Consider the following 24,535-nt stretch of genomic DNA (forward strand, 5'->3'; position numbering starts at 1 on the left):
TGTCCGAGCATTCTGCTGGGGATAGGGCGTTTAGTCGAGTTTGCTGGGTGGTGGCTCGGGTGCATCCGCCACTTTGCCCGCCGGCGGCTCTGGCACATCTTGCGCCTCGGCCGGCCCGACGATGGTTCTCTTCTCGTCTTCCACCGGCACCAGCTTGTATTCCTGGCCGTGGAGGTTTTTGAGGTACACCTCCATCTGCCGGAAGGAGATGTTGATGTGGTGGTTCTTGAACTCGCGGTTGATAAAGCGGTTCACTTCGTCGATCACCGGGTTGCGGTCGCCGAGGTCGCGCACGTGCATGCGCAGTTCGTGGTCCAGCGTACTTTCGCCGAAGTTGAGGAAGTACACATGGGGTTCGGGTTCCTTCAACACCCTCGGGTTTTCTCGCGCGGCCTTGAGCAACAATTCCTTCACCAGGTCCAGGTCGGAGCCGTAGTCCACGCCCAGCTTGAGGGTGACGCGGGTGATGGTGTCGGTCAGCGACCAGTTGATCAGTTGCCCGGTAATGAACGTCTTGTTGGGGACAATGATGTCCTTGCGGTCGAAGTCGGTGATGGTGGTGGCGCGGATGCGGATCTTGCTCACCGTACCCGACAGGTTGCCGATGGTGATGGTGTCGCCGATCCGCACCGGGCGTTCGAACAGGATCATGATGCCGGAGATGAAGTTGGCGAAGATCTCCTGCATCCCGAAGCCCAGGCCCACCGACAGCGCGGCGACCAGCCACTGCAACTTGTCCCAGCTCACGCCGAGGGTGGACAGTGTGGACACGAAGCCCACGCCGGCGATCACGTAAGACAGCAATGTGGTGGTGGCGTAGGCGCTGCCCTGGGCCAGGTCGAGCTTGGACAGTACGAGTACTTCCAGCAAACCCGGCAGGTTACGCGCCAGTGCGAAGGTGATGCCGATGATGATCAGCGCGCCAAGCAAGTCGCCGATGCTGATCGGCACCATGCTGATATTGGCACCGGTGCCGCTGGTGTATTCGTACAGGGTGACGTTATCCAGGTACGAAAACACCGAGATCAGGTCCGACCACACCCAGTACAGCGCGGCGATAAAACCGCCGAGCAGGGCCAGGCGAATCAGGCGCATGGACTGTTCGTTGACCTGCTCGATGTCCAGGGTCGGTTCTTCGATCACCGCTTCGCCGTCACCCGCTTCCTTGGCCGCCTGGCGTTTGGCCAGGGCGCGGGAATAGGCCAGGCGCCGGGCGGCAACGCCGAGGCCGCGGACGAAGGTGGCTTCGATGACCAGCCAGAACATCAGCAGGTACAGGGTGTTGATCAACCGGTCGCTGAGCTTGAGCGCGGTGTAGTAGTAGCCAAAGCACACGGCGATAAACAGCGCGATCGGCAGCGCGGTGAACACCAGGCCCACGGCTTTGCGGAACAGCGAGGCTTTTTCGTGGGTCGGGCTGTGCAGCAGCAGGCGCCCCAGCAACCAGGCCATCAGGGCGTAGCAGGTCAGGACCACGGCGATGCCCAGCACGTCGTCGGCCAGTGCTGCCGGTTGGTGCTCGGCGATGGCCACCACGGCCACCAGGGCCAGCACCACCAGCCCGAGTTTGCGCACCCAGCCTTGGAGGAATTCGACTTGGGGCTTTTCCCAGCGGAAGTGCAACTCGGCCACGCCGCCCGGCGCCAGGATGCGGTAGGCGGTGTAGAACACCAGCCACGCCTGGGCCAGTTGCAGCAGGGCTGAACCCAGGTTGGCGTTTTGCCCGCGGGCGTCGATCTGCAGCGCGTAGCCGCACAGCGCCAGGCCCAACGATACGGGCATGGCTAGCAGGATATTGATCAAGATGGCTTGCGGTGTGTGCCACTGGCTATCGCGCTTGAAGTGACCGATGTCCAGGTGGACCTTGTTCAGGCGTTGGTACAGGGCCTTGCGTCGCCACAGCAGCGCGCCGATCAACAGCAGCAACGGCAGGAACAGCAGCGGGCGCTGGGTCAGGCCGTCGTACAACTCGCTGACGCTGGAGGCCCAGGGCAGGGTGGTGACTTGCTTGCTCAGGTGCGCCGGCACGGTTTCCAGCCACTCGGTGTCCAGCGGCTTGTTGCTGGGGATCCAGAACATCTGTTCATCGAGCGTCGCGCGCAGGGTGGTGGCGGTGCTGAGCAGTTGTTTCTGGTTCAGTTGCAGGGTGATGGATTCGTTGAGCAGCGCGCTCAACTCACGGCTCAGGCGCTCCAGCAGGTCGCTGCGGGTAATCGCCAGTTCCAGCAGGGTGCGCCGCAGTTGCGGGGTGACGTCGGCCGGCGGCTGGTTGGCCAGCAGGTTATCCACATAGGTGCTGGGGGAACTGATCAGCTCGCGCTGTTGGTTGACCTCAAACTGGTACAGGCGAATGTTGGCGATGTCGTCCGCCAGGTCGCGGTCCACGGTCAGGCGGGGCAGCGCTTGTTTCTGCTTATACAAAATTTTCGACAGGAGCAGGCTGCCCTTGAGCACGTTGATCTGCTCGTCCAGGGCCGAATCGCTCTGGGTCACGGTGTCCAGTTGCTGTTTGGTCTGCAGGTTCTTCTGGGTCAGGTCGTTGAGGCGGTCGGTGCTCTTGAGCAGGTAGTCGGACAGCTTCAGGTTGGCCGCGCTTTCCGTGGCCAACAGGCTGCTGCCGCCGGCCTTTTGCGCTTCGATGGACTGCTGGGTAACGGTCTGTTGGGACTGGGCCAGGCGTTTCTGGTTGATCAGGGTTTGCAGGTCCTGGATCTCTTGTTCCAGGCGCGCGGTCTTTTCCACCACCAGGTCGTGCTGGCTGTTGCCCAGGTCTTGCAGTTGGCTGTTGCCGGCCAGTTCCTGGCGGCGCAGGGGAATCAGGGCATTCAGTGCGGCGAGTTCGGCATTCAGCTGGTTGCGCTGGTCGCCGCTGAGGGCTTTGCCATTGTCCTTGCCGGCCTTGAGGGTCGAATTGATCTGTTGGATGCGCGTCTGGCTGCTGCTGATTTCGGTCTGGGCACGCTCGGGGCGGGTCTGGGCCGCGATGGTCAGGCTGTTGGCTTCGGCCAGGTCTTTTTGCAGGTCGCCTTGCTGGGTGGTGCGCTGCACCAGCAGTTGCTCGAGCTGCGGTACCGGCAGGGTGGCGTAGCGCTGGGCGACCGGAATGATCTTGGTGGCCTTGAGCCGGGTCAGTTCGCGCTGGTTCTCGCTGGTCTGGCGCGGGGCGTCTTCCAACTGGCGCTTGAGGTCGACCAGGCGCTGTTCGTAATCCTGCTTGTTGCCCAGGTAGGTCAGGGTCTGTTGCAGGATCGACTGCAGCGCCTTCATGTCGGCGTCGGGCAGCTTGCGATCAGGCAGCTTGTCCAGGGTTTGCTGGATGGCGTCGGCGCTGGGCGGGTCGGCGGCGTAGACGCTGCCGACACAAAGGGTCAGGCCCAGCAGGGCAGTGGCGAGAAAAGTGCGCAGGGTAGGCATAGAGACCGATCGAGCAAGGTGAAGAATCGGGGGCGTGCTGTCGCCCCGCAGTTTAGAGGAAGAGTCCGGGGGCCGGGCGACTTCCTTCGGGGAATCTGACGCCGACTTTGCCAATCTTGTTCCCGTCCATGACCGCGACGGTCCAGATGGTGTTGTTCCACTCCACCTGGTCGCCCACCACAGGCGCGCCGCCGACTTTCTGGGTGATGAAGCGGCTCAGCGGCATGTCCGGGTCGATCCCTTCCAGCTTGAGGCCATACAGCGCCGAAACCGCGCCCAGTTGGGCGTCGCCTTCGAGTACGAAGTCACCGAAGAAACGCAAATCGAGGCCGCGCTGCGGTGCCTGGCTGAACAGTTTGCCCAGGGCCGGCAGGTTGTGTTCGTGGCCGATCACGCAGAGCAAATCGCCGACTTCCAGCACCGTACTACCCGACGGATGGAGCAGTTGCTGGCCACGGAACAGGGCAGCGATGCGCGTGCCTTCGGGCATTTTCAGCTCACGCAGGGCCGCGCCGATGCACCATTTTTCTGCGCCCAGGCGGTAGACGAACAGCTCCCACTCGCTGGTGACGTGCACTTCCAGGGCGGCGCGGGAGATCGGCGCCGGGTCCGGCGGAACGGTCACTTTCAGCAGCTTGGCCACCCACGGCAGGCTGGTGCCCTGTACCAGCAGCGACACCAGCACGATAAAGAACGCCAGGTTGAAGTACAGCTGCGCATGGGGCAGGCCCGCCATCAACGGGAACACCGCCAGGATGATGGGGACCGCGCCACGCAGGCCGACCCAGGCGATAAAGGCCTTTTCGCGGCCATGGAACGCCTTGAACGGCAGCAGGCCGACCATCACCGACAGCGGTCGCGCAAACAGGATCATCCACAGCGCCAGGCCCAGGGCCGGCAGGGCAATCGGCAGCAAATCATGGGGCGTGACCAGCAGGCCCAGCACCAGGAACATACCGATCTGTGCCAGCCAGGCCATACCGTCGAGCATATGCAAAATGCCATGACGGCTACGCACCGGGCGATTGCCGATCACCAGGCCGCACAGGTACACGGCGAGGAAGCCGCTGCCATGCAGGGCGTTGGTCAGGGCGAACACGAACAGGCCACCGGCGATTACCAGGATCGGGTACAGGCCGGTGGCCAGGTTGATGCGGTTGACCATCTGCAGCATCAACCAGCCGCCGCCGAGGCCGACGATGCCACCGATGCCGAACTCGCGCACCAGGTGGGTCAGCAGGCTCCAGTGCAGGCCGGTCTGGCCGCTGGCGAGCATGTCGATCAAGGTGACGGTGAGGAACACCGCCATCGGGTCGTTGCTGCCGGATTCGATCTCAAGGCTGGCGGTCACCCGTTCGTTCAAGCCCTTGCCGCCCAGCAGCGAGAATACGGCTGCGGCGTCGGTTGAGCCGACAATCGCACCGATCAGCAGGCCTTGAATAATATTGAGGTCAAACAGCCAGGCCGCCGCCATGCCGGTGAGGCCGGTGGTAATCAACACCCCCACCGTGGCCAGGGACAATGCCGGCCAGAGTGCCACGCGGAAACTCGCCACCCGCGTGCGCAAGCCGCCGTCGAGCAGGATCACAGCAAGGGCGAGGTTGCCCACCAGGTAGGCAGTCGGGTAATTGTCGAAGATGATGCCGCCGCCATCGACGCCGGCGACCATGCCCACGGCCAGGATGATCACCAGGATCGGGATGCCCAGGCGCGAGGAAAGAGAACTCACCAGAATGCTCGCACTCACCAGCAACGCGCCGATCAAGAACAGGCTGTTGATGGTCGTCGCATTCAAAGGCAGTACTCCATGAGCAAATAAGACGGGACGCAAACTGACCATGCAGTCTGCGTGCCAGGGATTCTAACCTGTTGAATTGCTGTGCTGTCAAAAAGCTTTTAACGCCGGGCGCAGATCTGAATGTGGGAGGGGGCTTGCCCCCGATGGCGGTATGTCAGTCAGCTTATCTGTAACTGACCCACCGCTATCGGGGGCAAGCCCCCTCCCACATTTCAAGCCAGTGCAGGCAGTTAGAGGCGGAAGCGGCCGACCATCCCATTCAAATCCACCGCCAGGCGCGACAGCTCACTGCTGGCCGCACTGGTCTGGCTGGCACCGGTCGCCGACTGCACCGACAGATCACGAATGTTCACCAGGTTGCGGTCCACTTCCCGCGCTACCTGCGCCTGTTCTTCCGCTGCGCTGGCGATGACCAGGTTGCGCTCGTTGATCTCGACAATCGCCGTATTGATGGTATCCAACGACATTCCCGCGCCTTTGGCGATGTTCAGCGTCGATTCCGCCCGCTCGGTGCTGTTGCGCATCGAGTCCACCGCGTGCTCGGTGCCGGCCTGGATACTGCCGATCATTCGCTCGATCTCGCTGGTGGACTGCTGGGTGCGATGGGCCAACGCCCGCACTTCATCGGCGACCACCGCGAACCCGCGACCGGCTTCCCCGGCGCGCGCGGCTTCAATCGCCGCGTTCAGGGCCAGCAGGTTGGTCTGGTCGGCCAGGCCGCGAATCACGTCCAGCACTTTGCCGATATCCCGCGACTCATTGGCCAGCTCGCCAATCAGCGTGGCGGTCGCTTGCACATCGCCGCTCATGCGCTCGATGGCGCTGACGGTCTCTTGCACCAGGTCACGGCCGTCACCGGCTGAGGTGGTGGCGTTGCGCGAGGCTTCAGAAGTGCTCACCGCATTGCGCGCGACTTCTTCGACGGCGCTGGTCATCTCGTTAACGGCGGTGGCCGCTTGTTCGATTTCGTTGTTTTGTCGGGTCAGGCCACGGGCGCTTTCGTCGGTGACGGCGTTCAGCTCCTCGGCGGCGGAGGCCAGTTGCGTGGCGGAGCCGGCGATGCGTTGCAGGGTGTCGCGCAGCTTGTCCTGCATCTTGGCCATGGCGGCCAACAGGCGCCCGGCTTCGTCATTGCCGTCGACCTTGATCGGCCGCGTCAGGTTGCCTTCGGCAACTTCTTCAGCCGCTTCGAGCGCTTGGGAAATCGGCAGGGTGATGCTGCGGGTCAGCAGCCAGGCGAACAACATCGTCAGCGCCGTGGCGACCACCAGCAGGCCAATCACCCAGTCAAAGGCCATGTTGTACTGGTCTTCGGCCTGTTGATTGGTGGCCAGGGCGGCCTTGTTGTTGTAGTCCAGCAGGCGGTTGAGCACCATGTTGACCTGTTCGGAGTTGTTCAACAGTTCTGTGTTGAGAAGGTTGCGCAGCTCATCGATCTGGTTGGCGCGCGACAGGCTCTTCATACGCGCTTCAATCTGCTGGTACTGGGTAAGCAGGCGCATATATTCGTCGTAGATCGAGCGTTCTTCGCCGCTGTCGATCAGTTTCTCGTAGACGCCCTGGGCGGTGCGGATCTGCTGGTTGCGCAGTTCGAAGGCTTCCAGGGTCTTTTGCTGCACGTCCGGCTCGCGGTTGGTCAGCAAGCGGTACGACAGCACGCGCAGGCGCAGGGTCAGTTGGGTGAACTCATCCAAGGCGCGAATGCTTGGCACGCTGGACTGGGTGATGTCTTGGGTGGCGCCACGGATCTTGCTCATCTGGTTCAGGGCGAACACGCCCAGAAACAACATCAACGCGCCAATAAGCGCGAAGCCGAGGAAGGCCCTCGGAGCGATATTCATATTACGAAGCGACATGCGAAAATCCTGGGAGAGGCGCAATCCGTGCGGTCATGAGACGGGGTGTGCCTCTCTATCGGACCTACGACTAAAGTCTAAAGGGGGCTGTGCGTTTTTGTCGCATCTGACGAGGGGTTGCGCGGATTCAGGAACCAGATGGGGGAAATGCAGTCACTAAGGCTCGAAAGCGTGGCCCGGCCCTTAAAAAACGGGCTGCGCGCCAGGGATAACCCTGGCATCCGAGGTGAATTTTCTTTATCGTCACCGCCCTTTGAAAAAGCCCGAGAAATCAAAATGTTAGAAGCATCCCTCAGCCAACTGGAACAACTGGTCAGCGACCTGGTACAGCAGAATCAGGAGCTACTGGGCAGCAACGAATCCCTCAAGGCCGAACTGGCTCGCGCCAAGGATGAGAACGACAGCCTGCAACTGAACCTGATGGAACAGGAAGAAAAGCACGGCGCGACGGCAGCGCGTATCCAGGCGCTGGTTGAGCGCGTGAGCGCAGGCCCTGTCAGCGCATGAATGAAGGGATAAAGGTCGTTTCGATTCTCGGAGAGGATTACTCGATCAAGGCCCCGGCCGGGGAAGATAAAACCCTGATGCACGCCGTGACCATGCTCAAGGCCTCCCTGGCCACCACCAAGAAAAAGTACCCGACCCTGATCGGTGACAAGCTACTGGTGCTGGCGGCGCTGAACCTGTGCGCCGAGCAGATCGAAATGCAGCAGGCTCACCAGCAGGAACTCGACCGTTACCAAGAGCAAGTCAGCGCCACGGTCGAGGTGATTTCCAAGGCGATCCAGCCCTAGAACCACTCATCCTGCATCCCCAGGCACGTATCATCCCGTGCCTCCAGAATCGCCAGTTCATGATGGCAGCCCGGTACTTCCCAGGTCAGGAAATACCGGGCGGCCTGGAGCTTGCCTTTATAGAAGGCGACATCGGCCACATTGCCCTTGGCCAGCCCTTCTTCGGCGCGAATCGCCTGTTCCAGCCAGCGCCAGCCAATTACCGTGTGCCCGAATACCTTCAGGTACAACGCCGAGTTCGCCAGGCTGCTGTTGACCTTGCCCTGGGCGAGATCCGTCAGCAGGCCGATCGTCACGCTTTGCAGACGGGCCACGAGGTGTTCCAGCGGTTCTCTTAACGCCGTCAGGCCTGGATATGCCTGTGCCCGCGAGCCCGTGTCGGCGATCAGCCGGATCAGTTGCTTGAGCCCCGCGCCGCCGTTCTGCGCCAATTTGCGCCCCAGCAAGTCCAGGGACTGGATGCCATGGGTGCCCTCGTGGATCGGGTTCAGGCGGTTGTCGCGGTAGTACTGCTCCACCGGGTATTCGCGGGTGTAGCCGTGGCCGCCGAGGATCTGGATTGCCAGCTCGTTGGCCTTGAGGCAGAACTCCGAGGGCCAGGATTTGACGATGGGCGTGAGCAGGTCCAGCAGTTCGTGGGCCTGTTTACGCTCTGCCTCGGTTTCCAGCGTCGTGGTGTCATCGAACAGGCGCGCGGCGTACAGGCCCAGGTCGAAGGCGCCCTCGACGTAGGCTTTCTGGGTCAGGAGCATGCGCTTGATATCGGCGTGCTGGATGATCGAGACCGGCGCGGTGCTTGGGTCTTTGCTGTCGGGCAGGCGGCCTTGCGGGCGTTCGCGGGCGTATTCCAGGGAATACAGGTAGCCGGCGTAGCCGAGCATCACCGCGCCCATGCCCACACCGATGCGCGCCTCGTTCATCATCTGAAACATGCAGCTCAAGCCCTGGTGCGGCTTACCCACCAGATAGCCGACGCAGTTACCGTTATCGCCGAAATTCAGCGCCGTGGACGTGGTGCCCCGCCAGCCCATCTTGTGAAACAACCCGGCTAGCAGGACATCGTTACGTTCGCCCAGACTGCCATCATCGTTGACCAGGAACTTGGGCACGATAAAAAGCGAAATGCCCTTCACCCCGGCCGGCGCGTCCGGCAATTTGGCCAGCACCATGTGCACGATGTTTTCCGACAGCGGGTGGTCGCCGCCGGAGATGAAGATCTTGTTGCCCTTGAGGCGATAACTGCCGTCAGCCGCGGGCTCGGCGCGGGTACGAATATCCGACAGCGACGAACCTGCGTGGGGTTCTGTCAGGGCCATGGTGCCGAAGAAACGCCCGTCGATCATCGGTTGCAGGAAGCGCTGTTTTTGCTCCTCGCTGCCGAAGCTTTCGATCAGGTTGGCGGCACCCATGGTCAGGAACGGGTAGGACGTCGAGGCCGCGTTGGCGGATTGGAAGTGAGCGAAGCAGGCTTGAGACAGCAGGGTCGGCAACTGCATGCCACCGGCTTCGAAGCTGCGGGCCGCATTGAGGAAGCCGGCTTCAAGGAACGCATCCACCGCCGGTTTCACTTCCGGAATCAGAATCGCCTTACCGTCCTCAAAACGTGGTTCGTTCTCGTCGTTTTTGCGGTTGTGTGGCGCGAAGTACTTCTCGGCAATGTTGCGGGCCGTGCTGATGGCCGCATCGAAGGTTTCGCGATTGTGCTCGGCAAACCGCTCGCGCTGGGTAAGGCCCTCGGCATCGAGGACTTCGTACAGCTCGAAAGCCAGATTGCGGGAACTGAGCAGCGTCTCGGACATGGCGGCTTACCTTTGGAGGAATTGGCCTGAGTCTAAGTGCGCGAATAAAGACTGGATAGCAAGATTGATCTGGGTGATGAAGAGGCAGAACGAGGGGAGGGGAATTGAAATGCGATCAAATGTGGGAGGGGGCTTGCCCCCGATAGCAGTGTGTCAGTATCAGATGTACTGGTTGACACTCCGCTATCGGGGGCAAGCCCCCTCCCACAGGGTTTACCGCATTTTCAGGGTTAGCCGATGGTCATCAGGCTGGCATTACCGCCGGCAGCTGCGGTGTTAACGCTCAACGCACGCTCGATCACGAGGCGCTCCAAGGCAATTGTTGTTTCGCCTTGGGACAAACCATGTACCCCGACAATCGCGCCACCACGTTGGGCCACTTGCTGGCACACCGCACGCAGTTGGTCGGAATCCCCGTGATGGAGAACGGCGTCAAACACCACTTCGTCCTTGGTCCAGTCGGCCACGCGCTTGATTTTCGCCTGAATCTCCTTGGGCAAGCGTGGGAACACCGCCTTGGTCAGGTCGGTTTCCGGCCATACCGCCGAACCGCCGACTGCCAATACCGCCGCCAGTTGAGTCAACAGATCACCTTCTACGTCCGCCAGGCACAGTACGTGCTCGCGGGGCAGGATGGCGTAGCTGTTGCGCTCGCCGGTCGGGCCAGCCAACTGACGGGTGATACCGCTTTGGGATTGTGCGGCGAACTGGCTGCACAGGGCACTCAGTTCGCTGAACTTATTGCTGTCGGCCCAGGTTTTCAGGGCGGTCAGCGGTTGGCTCATGGCATCGCGCAGACGTACATCCGGTGCCGCCAGTTTGTCGCCACGTACGAAGGATTGCTCGATCGCATCGGTAGGACGGGTCGACAGCAAGCGGTACAGGTACAGCGGACCACCGGCTTTCGGACCGGTGCCCGACAGGCCTTCGCCGCCGAACGGCTGCACGCCGACCACGGCACCCACAATGTTGCGGTTCACATAGACGTTACCGGCATTGACGTTGTCGATCACCTTGGCGATGGTCTCGTCGATGCGGGTGTGCACGCCCAGGGTCAGGCCATAGCCGGAGGCGTTGATCTGGCCGATGAGCTGGTCGATCTCCTTGCGCTTGTAGCGCACCACGTGCAGCACCGGGCCGAAGATCTCCCGTTGCAGTTCGTCGAAGCTTTCCAGCTCGATCAGGGTGGGCATCACGAAGGTGCCGCGCTTGATTTCTTCACCGTCGGCAATCGCCACCTGGTACACATTGCGGCCTTTGTCGCGCATGGCCTGGATGTGTTTCTCGATGCCGGCCTTGGCTTCTGCGTCGATCACCGGACCGATGTCCACCGACAGGCGCTCCGGGTTGCCCAGGCAGCATTCAGCCATGGCGCCCTTGAGCATTTCGATCACGCGATCTGCCGAATCTTCCTGCAGGCACAACACACGCAGGGCCGAGCAACGTTGGCCGGCGCTGTCGAAGGCCGAGGACACCACGTCGATGACCACTTGTTCGGTGAGTGCCGAGGAATCGACGATCATTGCGTTCTGGCCGCCGGTTTCGGCGATCAGCGGGATCGGACGGCCTTGGGCATCCAGGCGCCCGGCGACGTTGCGTTGCAGCAGGCGCGCGACTTCGGTGGAACCGGTGAACATCACGCCTTTGACGCGATCATCACCCACCAGGCGGGCACCGACGCTTTCACCCTGGCCCGGCAGCAATTGCAGCACGCCTTCCGGAATACCCGCTTCCAGCAGGATGCGTACGGCTTGGGCGGCGACCAGCGGGGTTTGTTCGGCAGGCTTGGCCAAGACCGGGTTGCCGGCGGCCAGTGCAGCAGCCACTTGCCCACTGAAAATCGCCAGTGGGAAGTTCCACGGGCTGATGCACACCACAGGGCCCAATGGGCGGTGCGCGTCATTGGTGAAGTCGTTGCGGGCCTGCACCGCGTAATAGCGCAGGAAGTCCACGGCTTCACGCACTTCGGCGATGGCGTTGGCGAAGGTCTTGCCGGCTTCACGAGCCAGCAGGCCCATCAGTGGCTGGATCTCGCCCTCCATCAGGTCGGCGGCACGTTCCAGGATCGCGGCGCGTTCGGCGGGCGGAGTGGCCTGCCAGATCGGGCCAGCGCTGATGGCGCACTGGATCGCGTTGTCGACGTCTTCGACGGTGGCTTCTTGCACGTGGCCGACCACGTCACGCAGGTCGGACGGGTTCAATACCGGTGCCGCCGCTTGATCGCTGGCGGCGCAACCGAGCATCGGCGCGGCCTTCCAGTCGTTGTGCGCGGTGGCCAGCAGGGCGCAGGACAGCGATGCCAGGCGGTGTTCGTTGGCCAGGTCGATACCGGCCGAGTTGGCGCGGTCGCTGCCGTACAGGTCACGCGGCAGCGGGATACGCGGGTGCGGCAGGCCGAAGCCGCCTTCCAGCGTCGCCATCTGCTCGATGCTGGCCACTGGATCGGCCACCAACTCCTGGATCGAGATGGATTGGTCGGCGATGCGGTTGACGAACGAGGTGTTGGCGCCGTTTTCCAGCAGGCGACGCACCAGGTAAGCCAGCAGTGTTTCGTGAGTGCCGACCGGTGCGTATACGCGGCATGGACGGTTGAGCTTGCCTTCGGAAACTTTGCCTACTACCTGCTCGTACAGCGGTTCACCCATGCCGTGCAGGCATTGGAACTCGTACTGGCCGGGGTAATAGTTCTGACCGGCGATATGGTAAATCGCCGACAGGGTATGGGCGTTGTGCGTAGCGAACTGCGGGTAGATGACTTCCGGTACCGACAGCAGTTTGCGTGCACAGGCAATGTAGGAAACATCGGTGTACACCTTGCGGGTGTATACCGGGTAGCCTTCCAGGCCTTCGACCTGGGCGCGCTTGATCTCGCTGTCCCAGTACGCGCCTTTTACCAGGCGGATCATCAGGCGATGGCGGCTGCGGCGCGCCAGGTCGATTACGTAGTCGATCACATACGGGCAACGCTTCTGGTAGGCCTGGATCACGAAGCCAATACCGTTCCAGCCGGTCAGTTGTGGCTCGAAGCACAGGCGCTCGAGCAGATCCAGCGACAGCTCCAGGCGGTCGGCTTCCTCGGCGTCGATGTTCAGGCCGATGTCGTATTGCTTGGCCAGCAGGGTCAGGGACAGCAGGCGCGGGTACAGCTCATCCATCACCCGTTCGTACTGCGCACGGCTGTAACGCGGGTGCAGTGCCGACAGTTTGATGGAGATGCCCGGGCCTTCATAAATCCCACGGCCGTGGGAGGCTTTGCCGATGGAGTGAATGGCTTGTTCGTACGAGGCCAGGTATTTCTGCGCGTCGTGTTCGGTAAGGGCGGCTTCACCGAGCATGTCGTAGGAATAGCGGAAACCCTTGGCTTCGAATTTGCTCGCGTTGGCCAGGGCTTCAGCGATGGTTTCGCCGGTCACGAACTGCTCGCCCATCAGGCGCATGGCCATGTCGACGCCCTTGCGGATCATCGGCTCGCCGCTTTTGCCGATGATGCGGCTCAGGGACGAGGTGAGGCCGGCTTCGTTATGGGTGGCGACCAGTTTACCGGTCAGCAGCAGGCCCCAGGTGGCGGCGTTGACGAACAGCGACGGGCTGTTGCCCAGGTGCGGATGCCAGTTGCCGGTGCTGATCTTGTCGCGGATCAGGGCGTCGCGGGTGCCTTTGTCCGGGATCCGCAGCAGCGCTTCGGCCAGGCACATCAGGGCCACGCCTTCCTGGGACGACAGCGAGAATTCTTGCAGCAGGCCCTGAACAATACCGGCACGGCCGCCGGCACTCTTCTGATTGCGCAGTTTTTCGGCAATCGAAGCGGCGAGCTTGTTGGTGGCTTCGGCCATTTGCACCGGCAGGCGAGCCTGCTCGATCAGCATTGGCACCACTTCCGGCTCGGGGCGACGGTAAGCGGCGGTGATCGAAGCGCGCAGGACGGATTGCGGCAGGATGCTCTCGGCGAACTCAAGGAAGCACTGGTGGGCGTGGTCGGCCTGGACTTCGCCGGCGTCCTCAGCATCCTTGTTGCTCAAGCCATTGAGCTCGGTCAGGGTTGCGCCACCCTCCAGTTTCTCCAGGTAATTGAAAATCGCCTGCTTGATCAGCCAGTGCGGCGTGCGATCAATGGAGGTCGCGGCCGCTTTCAGGCGTTCGCGGGTCGGGTCGTCGAGTTTGACCCCAAGGGTGGTCGTAGCCATTTTCTTATCCTCATGGGTGCCACTACCGAGTGGCATCAGCTGCCGGCAAGATTAGCTTTGCGCAGGAAGAGGTGCAACCGGGTGCAACCCATTTTATTCATGAATTTTTCGACGGTTGATCGGAAAAAAAACGGCCCTGGACGGAATCCGCTTCGCCCTGGTGCGTTTGCTTCTGAGATCGGCTGTTCTTGCTCCGAAAAGGAGCAAAAAACCGGTGTTTTACGTGTTTTACACTTAGGTGCAACTTATTCCCAAGAAACTGGTTGCACCTTATTTACTTTGTTGAATAGCATTCGCGCCCAAGGTGCAACCGACTGTATGGTCTGGTTCATCGGCTGGCGGCTTTCCTGGGGAAACGTCAGTCATAAATGCGCGGCACGCAGTTACGTTTACCTACTTCCAGTGGGTGGCCGTCTGACAGACCGCCGCTACATAAAAACAAAGCCAGGGCGTCACTTCTATGAGCGTTAGTAATCCAACCCTGATCACGTTCGTGATCTACATCGCAGCAATGGTGCTGATCGGCTTCATGGCCTATCGCTCCACCAACAACCTTTCCGATTACATCCTGGGCGGTCGCAGCCTCGGTAGCGTGGTGACTGCCTTGTCAGCCGGTGCTTCCGACATGAGCGGCTGGTTGTTGATGGGCCTGCCGGGCGCGATCTACATGTCCGGCCTGTCGGAAAGCTGGATCGCCATCGGCCTGATCGTCGGTGCCTACCTCAACTGGCTGTTCGTGGCCGGTCGCCTGCGGGTACAGACCGAGCACAACGGCGACGCCCTGACGCTGCCGGATTACTTTTCCAGCCGTTTCGAAGATAAAAGCGGCCTGCTGCGGATCATCTCTGCCGTAGTGATCCTGGTGTTCTTCACCATCTACTGCGCTTCCGGCATCGTGGCCGGTGCCCGCCTGTTCGAAAGCACCTTCGGCATGTCCTACGAGACCGCGCTGTGGGCCGGCGCTGCGGCGACGATTGCCTACACCTTTGTGGGTGGTTTCCTGGCAGTCAGCTGGACCGACACCGTACAAGCCACGCTGATGATCTTCGCGTTGATCCTCACGCCGATCATTGTGCTGCTGGCCACCGGTGGCGTCGACACCACCTTCCTGGCCATCGAAGCCAAGAACCCCGACAACTTCAACATGCTGAAAAACACCACCTTCATCGGCATCATCTCGCTGATGGGCTGGGGCCTGGGTTACTTCGGCCAACCGCACATCCTCGCGCGCTTCATGGCGGCGGATTCGGTGAAGTCGATCGCCAACGCGCGTCGCATCTCCATGACCTGGATGATCCTGTGCCTGGGCGGCACCGTGGCGGTGGGCTTCTTCGGTATTGCTTACTTCTCGGCGCACCCGGAAGTGGCAGGCCCGGTGACTGAAAACCCTGAGCGTGTGTTCATCGAGCTGGCCAAGATCCTGTTCAACCCATGGGTTGCTGGTGTCCTGCTGTCGGCCATCCTCGCGGCCGTCATGAGCACCCTGAGCTGCCAGTTGCTGGTATGTTCCAGCGCCCTGACCGAAGACTTCTACAAGACCTTCCTGCGCAAAAGCGCTTCCCAGGTTGAACTGGTGTGGGTCGGCCGCTTGATGGTACTGCTGGTGGCCTTGATCGCCATCGCCATGGCTGCCAACCCGAACAACCGTGTGCTGGGCCTGGTGAGCTACGCCTGGGCCGGTTTCGGCGCTGCGTTCGGCCCTGTGGTGCTGATCTCGGTGATCTGGAAAAACATGACCCGCAACGGCGCACTGGCCGGCATCCTGGTCGGCGCGATCACCGTGATCGTGTGGAAGCACTTCGAACTGCTGGGCCTGTACGAAATCATCCCAGGCTTCATCTTCGCCAGCCTGGCGATCTACGTCGTGAGCAAGCTGGGCGCGCCGACAGCCGGTATGGTCGAGCGCTTTGATGCGGCGGAAAAAGACTACAACCTCAATAAGTGATTCGCCGGGCGCTGAGCGCTCAATGAATTAAAAGAAGGCCCGCGTCCTACGGATGGCGGGCCTTTTTTTTGCGTGCGATTTGAGCTTGATTGAGTAGGACTCCTACGCTCGCGCGTAGGGTTTTACTGATTTGTTTGGGGCGCGCTCATCAGCGTGGAACGGTGGTGCAGAATCTCCCGCCCACCCCCTCGCAGAGAAACACCGGATGTTCGCTCCTGCCAATCAAAGTGCCTTTACCCTGACCCTTGACGGTGTGCCAAGTGAACTCAAGGTGTTTGAGTTCCAGGGCCGCGAAGCCATCAGCCAACCGTATCGTTTCGATCTTGAACTGGTCAGCGAACAGCCCGACCTGGACTTGGAAAACCTGCTGCATCGCCCGGTGTATCTGGGCTTTGATGCTCACGGCCATGGCGTCCACGGCTTGGTTTATCGGGTGGCGCAGGGCGACTCCGGGCGACGGCTGACGCGTTACCAGATCAGCCTTGTGCCGCAGTTGGCCTATCTCGCGCACAGCAGTCACCAGCGGATCTTCCAGCACAAGACGGTGCCGCAGATCATTGCGCAGGTGCTGGCGGAGCAGCGGCTCCATGCCGACCAATTCGAATTTCACCTCAGTGGTGCCTATCCTGAGCGCGAGTATTGCGTGCAGTTTGGCGAGAGCGACCTGGCCTTTATTCAGCGGCTGTGTGCCGAACAGGGGATTCACTATCACTTCCAGCATTTGCCCGGAGGGCACCTACTGGTGTTTGGCGATGACCAGACAGTTTTCGCCCGGCCCGATCAACCTACGCCCTATAAGCCGGGCTCCGGGATGGTGGCGGATACGCCGGCCATCAAGCGCTTTGCGCTGCGGTTGGAAACCCGCACCACAGCGGTCACTTTGCGTGACTACGACTTTCTCAAGCCGAGCCTGGTGCTGGAGAGTGGCGTGGTCGGTGAACAGCTTCCACGGTTTGAGGAGCAGGCCTACCCCGGTCATTTTTCCGATCGCCCCTACGGCAAATACCTCGCGCAACGTGGCTTGGAACGGCACCGTAGCGACTATCGAATAGCCCGTGGTAACGGTGATGACCCCGCAGTGACCAGCGGTCGGTTCCTCAAATTGACCGGGCATCCGCGGGACGAATGGAATGACTTGTGGCTGGTGACGCAAGTTACCCACGAAGGCAGGCAGCCTCAGGTTTTGGAGGAGGCTGTCACCGAGGTTGGCGGTGGAGATTTTCTTCAGGGGTATCGCAATGAATGTGTGGTGACTCCGTGGGACGTGATCTTCCGCCCGCCCTTGCCTGAGCAGGCGCGGCCGGCGTTGTCGGGTTATCAAAACGCGGTGGTTACCGGCCCCGTCGACAGTGAAATCCACTGCGACGAATACGGCCGGGTCAAGGTGCAGTTGGCCTGGGATAGCGCTGGGGAGAATGACGATCATTCCAGCTGCTGGCTGCGGGTGGCCAGCGGTTGGGCCCATGATCGCTATGGCTCGGTGCTTATCCCGCGAGTGGGTATGGAAGTACTGGTGGGGTTCGTCAACGGGGATATGGACATGCCGCTGGTGGTGGGCTGCCTGCCGAACGCGGCGACGCCGGTTCCCCTCGATCTGCCGGCAGACAAGACCCGCAGCATCTTCCGTAGCCAGAGCAGCCCCGGTGGTGGTGGCTACAACGAACTGCGCATCGAAGACCGCAAGGGCGCCGAGGAGATCTACCTGCGCGCCCAGCGGGATTGGACCCAGCATGTGCTGCATGACCAGCAGGTGCAGATCGACAATCAGCGCCGCATCAGGGTGGGCGGTGAGTCGCACCATGAATTGCAAGGCGAAGAGCAGCGCATCACCCATGGCAACCGTTTGACGGAACTCAAGCAGGACGACCATCTGGTGGTTGGCGGATCGCAGCAGATGCGCGCGGGGCGGACCATCCAGATTGGCGCCGGGCAGAGCGTCGTCATAGACGCGGGTGCGACCGTGACAATCCAGGCCGGTGGGCAGTCGATCACGCTGTCGGCAGAGGGGATTTTCAGCAGCACGCCCATTCAACTGGGAGGCGCGCCTGCTCCGGCGGCGTCGCCCTTGATGCCGGGGGTGAAAGCGGCGTTGCTGGCGGTTATACCCGCACCGCTGAGCCGGATACAGGTCACCAGCCTGAAACGGAGCGCGCCGTTTTGTGAAGAGTGCCAACGCTGCAGTGACGGGCAGTGCGGTCTCCCGTTCCATTCAACCTTAAAAGGAATTTACCCTGATGTCCCAGCCCTTGACCCCCAATGACTGGCTAGCACAATGCCCTCTACTCCCCAATGAGCGGCTTTACGTGGTCCTTAGCCGTGCCAGTGACGCGAAGCCGCTGGCTGCGTGGCAAGTCTCGGCCATCGGGATGTCGCCTCAAGCGCTCTGGGCAGGCACGGCCTATGCCGGGTGGGATGAGGTGATGCCCTACGCAGGGATTGTCGAACCCGACAGTGCCTTCCTCAATTGGATCGCAACCACTGACGCCTCGGATTGGGGTTGGCTGGCGGTATCGTCCAGCCCGTTGGAAGTCGTAGTTGCTCACCTGCAAAGCCTGACCAAAATACTGCTTCCCGATGAGCGGAGCGTGTTCCTGCGCTTCTGGGATGGCGCTCAGTTTCTGCCGATTGTGCAGAAGCTGGGCGATGAAATCGGCGCGGTGTTGCCGGTGTTCCAACGGTATCTGATCAACGGCCAGCCGCTGAGCGTTGCGACGCCGCCAGTCACGGCGGCCAAAACCAGTCCTTGGTGGCGAGTGCCCGAATCGCTATTGGAGCACTTGGCCGCGCAATCACCACAGACCCTGATCGACAACCTGCTGCAGTGGCTTGAAGAGCAGCGCCCCGACCTGTATGCCGCCTTTACGCCGGCGACCTTGCAGCACAAGATCGCCTACTTCGTACGCAGCGCGGATATCAGCCCTGAAGCGCTGGCTGGCTACCTGGACTCAGAGTTGAGTTGAGGCCAGCGCCTGTTGCAGGTCGTTGATCAGGTCTTCAATCGCTTCGATACCCACCGACAGGCGAATCATCTCCGGCTTTACACCGGCCTTGGCCTGTTCCTGCTCGTTCATCTGCCGGTGAGTGGTGGAGGCCGGGTGGCAGGCCAGGGACTTGGCGTCGCCGATGTTGACCAGGCGCTTGAAGATTTGCAGCGCGTCGTAGAAGCGCACACCGGCATCAAAGCCGCCCTTCAAGCCGAAGGACAGGATCGCCGACGGTTTGCCCTGCATGTATTTCTGCGCCAATGCGTGGTGCGGGTGGTCCGGCAGGCCGGCGTAGCTGACCCACTCCACCTCGGCATGGCCTTGCAGGAACTGTGCGATTTTCAGGGCGTTTTCGGTGTGGCGCTCCATGCGCAAGGCCAGGGTTTCCAGGCCTTGCAGCAACAGGAAGGCATTCATCGGTGCCAATGCGGCGCCGGTATTGCGCAGCGGCACGGTACGGGCGCGGGCGATGAAGGCGGCGGGGCCGAATTTTTCGGTATAGACCACGCCGTGATAGGCCGGCTCGGGCTGGTTGAGGCCGGGGAATTTATCCGCGTATTTCGTCCACGGGAACGTCCCGCTGTCGACAATTACACCGCCCAGGGAATTGCCATGGCCGCCGACGTATTTGGTCACCGAGTGCACCACGATGTCGGCGCCGAACTGGATCGGTTTGCACAGGATCGGCGTGGCCACGGTGTTGTCCACCACCAGCGGCACGCCACGGGCATGGGCAACGTCGGCCAGGGCCTCGATGTCGATGATATTGCCCGCCGGGTTGCCGATGCTTTCGCAGTACACCAGCTTGGTGTTGTCGTCGATCAGTTCGGCGATGGCTGCGGCGGAGTCGTCGCGGGCGAAACGCACATCCACGCCAAAGCTCGGCAGCAGGTGGGCGAACAGCGTGTAGGTGCCGCCGTAGAGTTGCGGTGTGGTGACGATATTGTCGCCCGCCCGGGTCAACGTCTGGATGGCATAGTGGATCGCCGCGCTGCCGGCCGAGACGGCCAGGGCCGCGATACCGCCTTCAAGGGCGGCGATGCGCTGCTCCAGCACATCGTTGGTGGGGTTCATGATGCGCGTGTAGATATTGCCGGGCACGTCCAGGTTGAACAGGTCGGCGCCGTGTTGGGCGTTATCGAATTCGAAGGCGACGTTCTGGTAGATCGGTACGGCGACGGCCTTGGTAGTCGGGTCCGACTTGAAGCCGTGGTGCAGCGCGATGGTGGCGTCTTTCATGATTGTTATTGACCTCCCTGGAGTGGTGGAAGGCCACAATAAATCCACCCTGGCGGCGGCATTTAGATTTTTTTCAACTGGCCGCCTGCGTTTGCGACATAAGCACCGCCCGGCATGCGGCCCTGCACCTTTGCGCCCGTAGAAGGTAAACTTCGCCCCCTGCGCAGGAGCAACCATGAATTATCGTCACGCCTTTCACGCCGGCAACCACGCCGATGTCTTCAAACACCTGACCTTGACCCGCCTCATCGCCCTGATGTCGCGCAAGGAGCAGCCGTTCGCCTACCTCGACACACACGCCGGGATTGGTCTGTACGACCTGCAAGGTGATCAGGCCAACCGCACGGGTGAGTACCTGGAAGGTATCGCGCGCTTGTGGGGCGCCGACGATCTGCCGCCGCTGACTGACGACTACATGCGCGTGCTGCATGAGATGAACCCCGATGGCCAGTTGCGCTACTACCCAGGCTCGCCGGAGCTTGCGCGCCGCCTCACGCGTCCCCAGGACCGCGTATTGCTCAATGAAAAGCACCCGGAAGACGGCGTGCTGCTCAAGGACAACATGAAGGGTGATCGTCGGGTCAAGGTGCACTTGGGCGAAGGCTGGCATGTGCCGCGCGCGCTGTTACCGGTGCCGGAAAAACGTGCGTTGATGCTGATCGACCCACCGTTTGAAAAGCTCGACGAAATGCAGCGCTGCGCGGCGTCACTCAAGGAAGCTGTCAGCCGTATGCGCCAGACCGTCGCGGCGATCTGGTACCCGGTGAAGGACCAGCGGATGCTGCGTCGCTTCTACCAGGACCTGGCCGGCACTGGCGCGCCGAAGTTGCTGCGCGTGGAATTGCTGGTGCATCCGCTGGACACGCCCAACACCCTGACCGGCTCGGGCCTGGCGATTGCCAACCCGCCGTGGGGCCTGGAAGAGGAATTGCGTGAGCTGTTGCCGTGGCTGTCCAGGAAGCTTGGCCAGACCCAGGGTGGGTGGCAGATGGATTGGCTTATTGCCGAGTAACCAAGTCTGGCGCCAACCCAATGTGGGAGGGGCGGTGCGCCCCTCCCACATTTTGATTTGAGTCGGTTTTAGATCGGGCAGGTCACACCGGTACCGCCGATCCCACAGTAGCCCTGCGGGTTCTTCGCCAGGTACTGCTGGTGATACGCCTCGGCGAAGTACACCGTCGGCGCTTCTTCGATTTCGGTGGTGATGGTGCCCAGGCCGGCTTTGGACAATTCGGCTTGATAGGCATCGGCACTGGCCTGCGCCGCCGACAATTGCTCAGGCGTGGTCGCATAGATCACCGAGCGGTACTGGGTGCCGATGTCGTTACCCTGGCGCATGCCTTGGGTCGGGTTGTGCAGTTCCCAGAACATCTTCAGCAGGTCTTCGTATTTCACCTTGGCCTGGTCATAGACCACCAGCACCACTTCGCTGTGGCCGGTCAGGCCCGAGCAGACTTCTTCATAAGTCGGGTTCGGCGTGAAACCGCCGGCGTAGCCGACCACGGTGCTGACCACGCCATCGCGCTGCCAGAACTTGCGTTCGGCGCCCCAGAAACAACCCAGGCCGAAGATCGCAAAGCCAACGTCATCGACGAACGGACCCAACAGCGGGTTGCCGTTGACGAAGTGCGTCTCCGGCAGGTTCATTGGGGTTTCACGACCAGGCAACGCTTGTTCTTGAGTAGGCAGCACGTTTTTGTTCACCAGAATTTCCGAGCGCAAGACCATGAGCAGTCCTCTCGTCAGGTTGAGTTAGCGGTAAATTTCAGACCGTCAGTGTGCCCGAGTGTTACAGCGCTGTCAGGCGATTGGCCCGCGCGGGTAGCGTCTAAGCTTCTCGAGCAGCTCTGCACCGGGGATCGGCCGGTCGAACAGGTAGCCCTGGCCAACGTCGCAACGGTGCCGACGCAGGAACGCCAGTTGCTCGGCGGTCTCGATGCCTTCGGCCACCACCTTGAGCTTGAGGTTGTGGGCCATGGCGATCACGGCTGAGGTGATTTCCATGTCGTCCTGGTTGTCCGGGATTTCGTGGATAAAGCTGCGGTCGATCTTGATGATGTCGATGGGGAATTTTTTCAGATAACTCAGCGACGAGTAACCGGTGCCGAAGTCATCCATGGCCAGGGTCAGGCCGAAGCTCTTCAACTGGTCCAGTTGCAGGCGCGTGTCTTCGGTCGCTTCCAGCAGCAGGCCTTCGGTCAGCTCCAGCTCCAGCAGGTTGGCCGGCAGCTGTTCTTCCTTGAGGATCGTGGCAATCGAGGCGACCAGGTCCGGGTCGGAAAACTGTTTGGGCGACAGGTTGATTGCTACCTGCAAATTGCCCATGCCAGCGGCGCTCAGTTGCCTGCTCATGCGGCAGGCCTGGCGCGCGATCCATTTGCCGATCGGGATGATCAAGCCGGTTTCTTCGGCGACGCTGATGAACTGATCGGGGCGGATCATGCCTTTTTCCGGATGGTTCCAGCGCAGCAGCGCTTCCATGCCCAGTAAACGGCCGCTGCGCAGGCACAGCTTGGGCTGGTAGAACACGTCCAGTTCATTCTGGGTCAGGGCGCGACGCAGGTTGTTCTCTACGAACAGCTTGTAGCTGGCCTCGGCGTTCAGCGCTTCGGTAAACACTTGTACCTGGTGTTTGCCGTTGGCCTTGGCCTTGTGCAGAGCCAGGCCGGCGTTGCGCATCAGGGTCTGCGGGTCGCGCCCGTGCAGCGGTGCACAGGCCAGGCCCACGGAGCCGGTGACGCTGATCAATTGGTTGTCGACGAACATCGGTTTGTCGAGCGTCGCCAGCAACTGGCTGGCGACCTGCTGGCCGCTTTCCAGGTCAGTGTCGTCCAGCAGCACCGCGAATTCGTTACTGGCAAAACGCGCCAGGCTGCCGCCGGCACTCAGGCTGTTGCGCAGGCGACGGGCCAGACTGATCAGCAGCTTGTCGCCGGTCTGGTGGCCAAGGCTGTCGTTGATGCGCTTGAAGTTGTCGATGTCCACCAGCAACAGGCTGATCGGGCTGTCGCTGTCGCGGGCAAAGCGCTCGTCGAGGTTACGGATAAACGCCGGACGGTTGCCCAGGTTGGTCAGGTTGTCGGTATAGGCCAGGCGCTCAATGCGCTGCTGGGCCAGTTTGGTCTGGGTGATGTCTTCGTAGATGCCGATGTAGTGGGTCAGTTCACGGTTGTCGCCGTAGACCTTGGAGATCGACAGTTGGCCCCAGTAGGGTTCGAGGTTTTTGCGTCGGCTCTTGAACTCGCCCTGCCAGCTGTTGCTCTGGGCCAGGCTCGATGGTGCGTCGAACAGCAATTCGCTGAGGTTTTCCAGGGCCGGCAAATGTGCCAGGCGGTGGCCGTGGACTTCTTCGGCGCTGTATTGGGTGATCGCGGTAAAGCTTGGGTTGACGTACTCCACCACGCCGTCGCAGTTGACCAGCAGAAAGGCATTGGCGCTTTGCTCCACCGCGCGCTGGAACAGGTGCAGGGCGCTGGTGGCGGTACGGCGGTTGTGGTTGTTGATCACTTGCGCGAATTGGTCGGCCAGCTCGCCGGCAAAGGCAATTTCATCGGCCTGCCAGGCACGCGGGCTGCCGCCCTGTTCCAGGCACAGCACGCCGACCACCTGGCCATCGACACGGATACTCGCATCGAGCATCGCGTGGACGTCCCTGGCGCGCAGGTTTTCGACCATTTCCCGGGTGCGGGGGTCGCGCATCGCGTTGGTGGCGTCGATGGCGCGGCTGGTATGCAAGGCTTCCAGATAGTCCGGGAAGCAGCTTGCGTCGATCGGCTCGGGCAGGTGGTGCCGTTGGTCGTCGCGGTGGTAGGCCGAGATCGGCACCAGGCGCTGGCCTTCGAGGTTCCAGATGCTGGCGCAGTCGATCTGGTAGATATCGCAGGCGCTGCGGGTGATCAGCTCGGCCGCTTCCTGCAGCGAATTGTTGACGGTGTAGCGCTGGCGGGCCAGCAACAGGATCAGCTCCTGCTGGGCACGCACCCGCTCCAGGTGCTGCAGTTGTTCCTGCTGGGCGCGCTGATTGAGCTCCAGGGCGATCTGCAGGCGGCTGTTCTGGCTCTCCAGGTCCGCCGTGGGGGCGGGTGGGGGGATTTCACTGAACAGCCCGTCTACAACCATAAGGTAGCCGCGCAGCAGGTGGCGATTGTGCTGTTTGTAGGCTTCGCCCATTTCCAGCAGGCTCAGGGGGCCATCGTTGGTGTGCAGGGTGTAGCGCACCAGGTAGTGAGGGCTCTCGCTCAGTTGCTGTTGGATGGTGTCGTGCAGTTGATAGCGTGCCTGAGGCTCCATCAGGCTGGCGAAGGGGGTGCCGAGCAGTGCACACAGCTCGACCGCCGACAGGCCGAATTGGCGCTCGCAGTTAGGGTCGAGGTACAGAAGGGCCCAGCTTGCCTCATTAAGCCGCTCGAAACGCAGCATACCGAGGCGCGAAGGCACCGGTAACTGCGTCACTACCTCGGCCGCCATACGGGCGACATCGGGTTGGCTTTTCATGGGGGGGGAACTCACTTCAAATAACGCG

The 24,535-nt window shown here is 61.6% G+C and carries 15 protein-coding genes and 1 pseudogene; 7 read left to right on the forward strand and 9 right to left on the reverse strand.

Annotated elements, in window-relative coordinates:
• Positions 1 to 30 precede the first annotated feature (30 nt).
• From mscK to ACHPFG_RS03160, 4 genes and pseudogenes are all read right to left on the reverse strand, one after another.
• Complete coding sequence (gene mscK, locus ACHPFG_RS03145; protein WP_431701582.1) at positions 31 to 3,414, reverse strand: mechanosensitive channel MscK; 3,384 nt, start codon at positions 3,412 to 3,414, stop codon at positions 31 to 33.
• A gap of 52 nt (positions 3,415 to 3,466) precedes the next feature.
• Positions 3,467 to 5,209 carry a potassium/proton antiporter gene (locus ACHPFG_RS03150; RefSeq protein WP_131696834.1) on the reverse strand — a complete coding sequence of 581 codons (1,743 nt, stop codon included), beginning with the start codon at positions 5,207 to 5,209 and terminating at the stop codon, positions 3,467 to 3,469.
• A gap of 233 nt (positions 5,210 to 5,442) precedes the next feature.
• Positions 5,443 to 6,315, reverse strand: a complete 873-nt coding sequence (locus ACHPFG_RS03155) for a methyl-accepting chemotaxis protein (RefSeq protein WP_371914633.1) — start codon at positions 6,313 to 6,315, stop codon at positions 5,443 to 5,445.
• A pseudogene (locus ACHPFG_RS03160) lies at positions 6,298 to 7,068 on the reverse strand (MCP four helix bundle domain-containing protein); the annotation flags it as partial. The pseudogene ACHPFG_RS03160 and the gene ACHPFG_RS03155, both read right to left, overlap by 18 nt.
• 276 nt (positions 7,069 to 7,344) lie before the next feature.
• Between ACHPFG_RS03160 and ACHPFG_RS03165 the strand changes: the two are divergent.
• Together ACHPFG_RS03165 and ACHPFG_RS03170 are read left to right on the forward strand one after the other, a co-directional pair.
• Positions 7,345 to 7,575, forward strand: coding sequence for a hypothetical protein (locus ACHPFG_RS03165; RefSeq protein WP_003187970.1), 231 nt, complete (start codon positions 7,345 to 7,347; stop codon positions 7,573 to 7,575).
• Positions 7,572 to 7,862: a cell division protein ZapA gene (locus ACHPFG_RS03170; protein WP_017526490.1), complete on the forward strand. Its 291-nt coding sequence runs from the start codon at positions 7,572 to 7,574 to the stop codon at positions 7,860 to 7,862. The genes ACHPFG_RS03165 and ACHPFG_RS03170 overlap by 4 nt, the downstream gene beginning before the upstream one ends.
• Here the strand turns inward: ACHPFG_RS03170 and ACHPFG_RS03175 are convergent.
• Both ACHPFG_RS03175 and putA read right to left on the reverse strand, forming a co-directional pair.
• Entirely contained in the window at positions 7,859 to 9,661 is a 1,803-nt protein-coding gene (locus ACHPFG_RS03175; protein WP_431701583.1) for an acyl-CoA dehydrogenase, read from the reverse strand. The genes ACHPFG_RS03170 and ACHPFG_RS03175 overlap by 4 nt on opposite strands.
• Positions 9,662 to 9,891: 230 nt before the next feature.
• Positions 9,892 to 13,845 carry a trifunctional transcriptional regulator/proline dehydrogenase/L-glutamate gamma-semialdehyde dehydrogenase gene (putA, locus tag ACHPFG_RS03180; protein ID WP_431701584.1) on the reverse strand — a complete coding sequence of 1,318 codons (3,954 nt, stop codon included), beginning with the start codon at positions 13,843 to 13,845 and terminating at the stop codon, positions 9,892 to 9,894.
• 81 nt (positions 13,846 to 13,926) lie between these two features.
• Here putA and ACHPFG_RS03185 point away from each other — a divergent pair, with 81 nt between their 5' ends.
• The 4 genes from ACHPFG_RS03185 to ACHPFG_RS03200 all read left to right on the forward strand — a co-directional run bounded on the left by ACHPFG_RS03185 (position 13,927) and on the right by ACHPFG_RS03200 (position 18,750).
• A complete protein-coding gene (locus ACHPFG_RS03185) occupies positions 13,927 to 14,316 on the forward strand; it encodes a hypothetical protein (protein ID WP_431701585.1) in 390 nt (129 codons plus the stop codon).
• A complete protein-coding gene (gene putP, locus ACHPFG_RS03190) occupies positions 14,306 to 15,790 on the forward strand; it encodes a sodium/proline symporter PutP (protein ID WP_131696830.1) in 1,485 nt (494 codons plus the stop codon). The genes ACHPFG_RS03185 and putP overlap by 11 nt, the downstream gene beginning before the upstream one ends.
• Positions 15,791 to 15,995: 205 nt before the next feature.
• Entirely contained in the window at positions 15,996 to 18,050 is a 2,055-nt protein-coding gene (locus ACHPFG_RS03195) for a type VI secretion system tip protein VgrG (RefSeq protein WP_431701586.1), read from the forward strand.
• Positions 18,025 to 18,750 carry a DUF4123 domain-containing protein gene (locus tag ACHPFG_RS03200; protein WP_431701587.1) on the forward strand — a complete coding sequence of 242 codons (726 nt, stop codon included), beginning with the start codon at positions 18,025 to 18,027 and terminating at the stop codon, positions 18,748 to 18,750. The genes ACHPFG_RS03195 and ACHPFG_RS03200 overlap by 26 nt, the downstream gene beginning before the upstream one ends.
• On the opposite strand, the gene ACHPFG_RS03205 is transcribed toward ACHPFG_RS03200, so the two are convergent.
• Positions 18,736 to 20,013 carry an O-acetylhomoserine aminocarboxypropyltransferase/cysteine synthase family protein gene (locus ACHPFG_RS03205; RefSeq protein WP_431701588.1) on the reverse strand — a complete coding sequence of 426 codons (1,278 nt, stop codon included), beginning with the start codon at positions 20,011 to 20,013 and terminating at the stop codon, positions 18,736 to 18,738. The two genes, ACHPFG_RS03200 and ACHPFG_RS03205, sit on opposite strands and share 15 nt — an antisense overlap.
• Before the next feature lie 175 nt (positions 20,014 to 20,188).
• On the opposite strand from ACHPFG_RS03205, the gene ACHPFG_RS03210 reads away from it, so the two are divergent.
• Positions 20,189 to 21,025 (forward strand): 23S rRNA (adenine(2030)-N(6))-methyltransferase RlmJ, encoded by an 837-nt coding sequence (locus ACHPFG_RS03210; protein ID WP_131696826.1) that lies wholly within the window; start codon positions 20,189 to 20,191, stop codon positions 21,023 to 21,025.
• Positions 21,026 to 21,093: 68 nt separating this feature from the next.
• Here ACHPFG_RS03210 and msrA read toward each other — a convergent pair whose 3' ends face one another.
• Complete coding sequence (msrA, locus tag ACHPFG_RS03215; RefSeq protein ID WP_131696825.1) at positions 21,094 to 21,741, reverse strand: peptide-methionine (S)-S-oxide reductase MsrA; 648 nt, start codon at positions 21,739 to 21,741, stop codon at positions 21,094 to 21,096.
• A 72-nt stretch (positions 21,742 to 21,813) separates the two neighbouring features.
• Positions 21,814 to 24,507, reverse strand: coding sequence for a putative bifunctional diguanylate cyclase/phosphodiesterase (locus ACHPFG_RS03220; protein WP_431701589.1), 2,694 nt, complete (start codon positions 24,505 to 24,507; stop codon positions 21,814 to 21,816).
• Positions 24,508 to 24,535 lie beyond the last annotated feature (28 nt).

Origin of the sequence: Pseudomonas sp. BR20, assembly GCF_050780135.1 — a bacterium.
Classification (GTDB): domain Bacteria; phylum Pseudomonadota; class Gammaproteobacteria; order Pseudomonadales; family Pseudomonadaceae; genus Aquipseudomonas.

What these genes read in the sequence shown, in the direction of transcription:
- mscK (WP_431701582.1), bottom strand. Translation starts at nt 3,414, where the DNA reads ATGCCTACCCTGCGCACTTTTCTCGCCACTGCCCTGCTGGGCCTGACC.
- ACHPFG_RS03155 (WP_371914633.1), bottom strand. Translation starts at nt 6,315, where the DNA reads ATGGCCAAGATGCAGGACAAGCTGCGCGACACCCTGCAACGCATCGCC.
- ACHPFG_RS03165 (WP_003187970.1), top strand. Translation starts at nt 7,345, where the DNA reads ATGTTAGAAGCATCCCTCAGCCAACTGGAACAACTGGTCAGCGACCTG.
- ACHPFG_RS03170 (WP_017526490.1), top strand. Translation starts at nt 7,572, where the DNA reads ATGAATGAAGGGATAAAGGTCGTTTCGATTCTCGGAGAGGATTACTCG.
- ACHPFG_RS03175 (WP_431701583.1), bottom strand. Translation starts at nt 9,661, where the DNA reads ATGTCCGAGACGCTGCTCAGTTCCCGCAATCTGGCTTTCGAGCTGTAC.
- putA (WP_431701584.1), bottom strand. Translation starts at nt 13,845, where the DNA reads ATGGCTACGACCACCCTTGGGGTCAAACTCGACGACCCGACCCGCGAA.
- putP (WP_131696830.1), top strand. Translation starts at nt 14,306, where the DNA reads ATGAGCGTTAGTAATCCAACCCTGATCACGTTCGTGATCTACATCGCA.
- ACHPFG_RS03195 (WP_431701586.1), top strand. Translation starts at nt 15,996, where the DNA reads ATGTTCGCTCCTGCCAATCAAAGTGCCTTTACCCTGACCCTTGACGGT.
- ACHPFG_RS03200 (WP_431701587.1), top strand. Translation starts at nt 18,025, where the DNA reads ATGTCCCAGCCCTTGACCCCCAATGACTGGCTAGCACAATGCCCTCTA.
- ACHPFG_RS03205 (WP_431701588.1), bottom strand. Translation starts at nt 20,013, where the DNA reads ATGAAAGACGCCACCATCGCGCTGCACCACGGCTTCAAGTCGGACCCG.
- ACHPFG_RS03210 (WP_131696826.1), top strand. Translation starts at nt 20,189, where the DNA reads ATGAATTATCGTCACGCCTTTCACGCCGGCAACCACGCCGATGTCTTC.
- msrA (WP_131696825.1), bottom strand. Translation starts at nt 21,741, where the DNA reads ATGGTCTTGCGCTCGGAAATTCTGGTGAACAAAAACGTGCTGCCTACT.
- ACHPFG_RS03220 (WP_431701589.1), bottom strand. Translation starts at nt 24,507, where the DNA reads ATGAAAAGCCAACCCGATGTCGCCCGTATGGCGGCCGAGGTAGTGACG.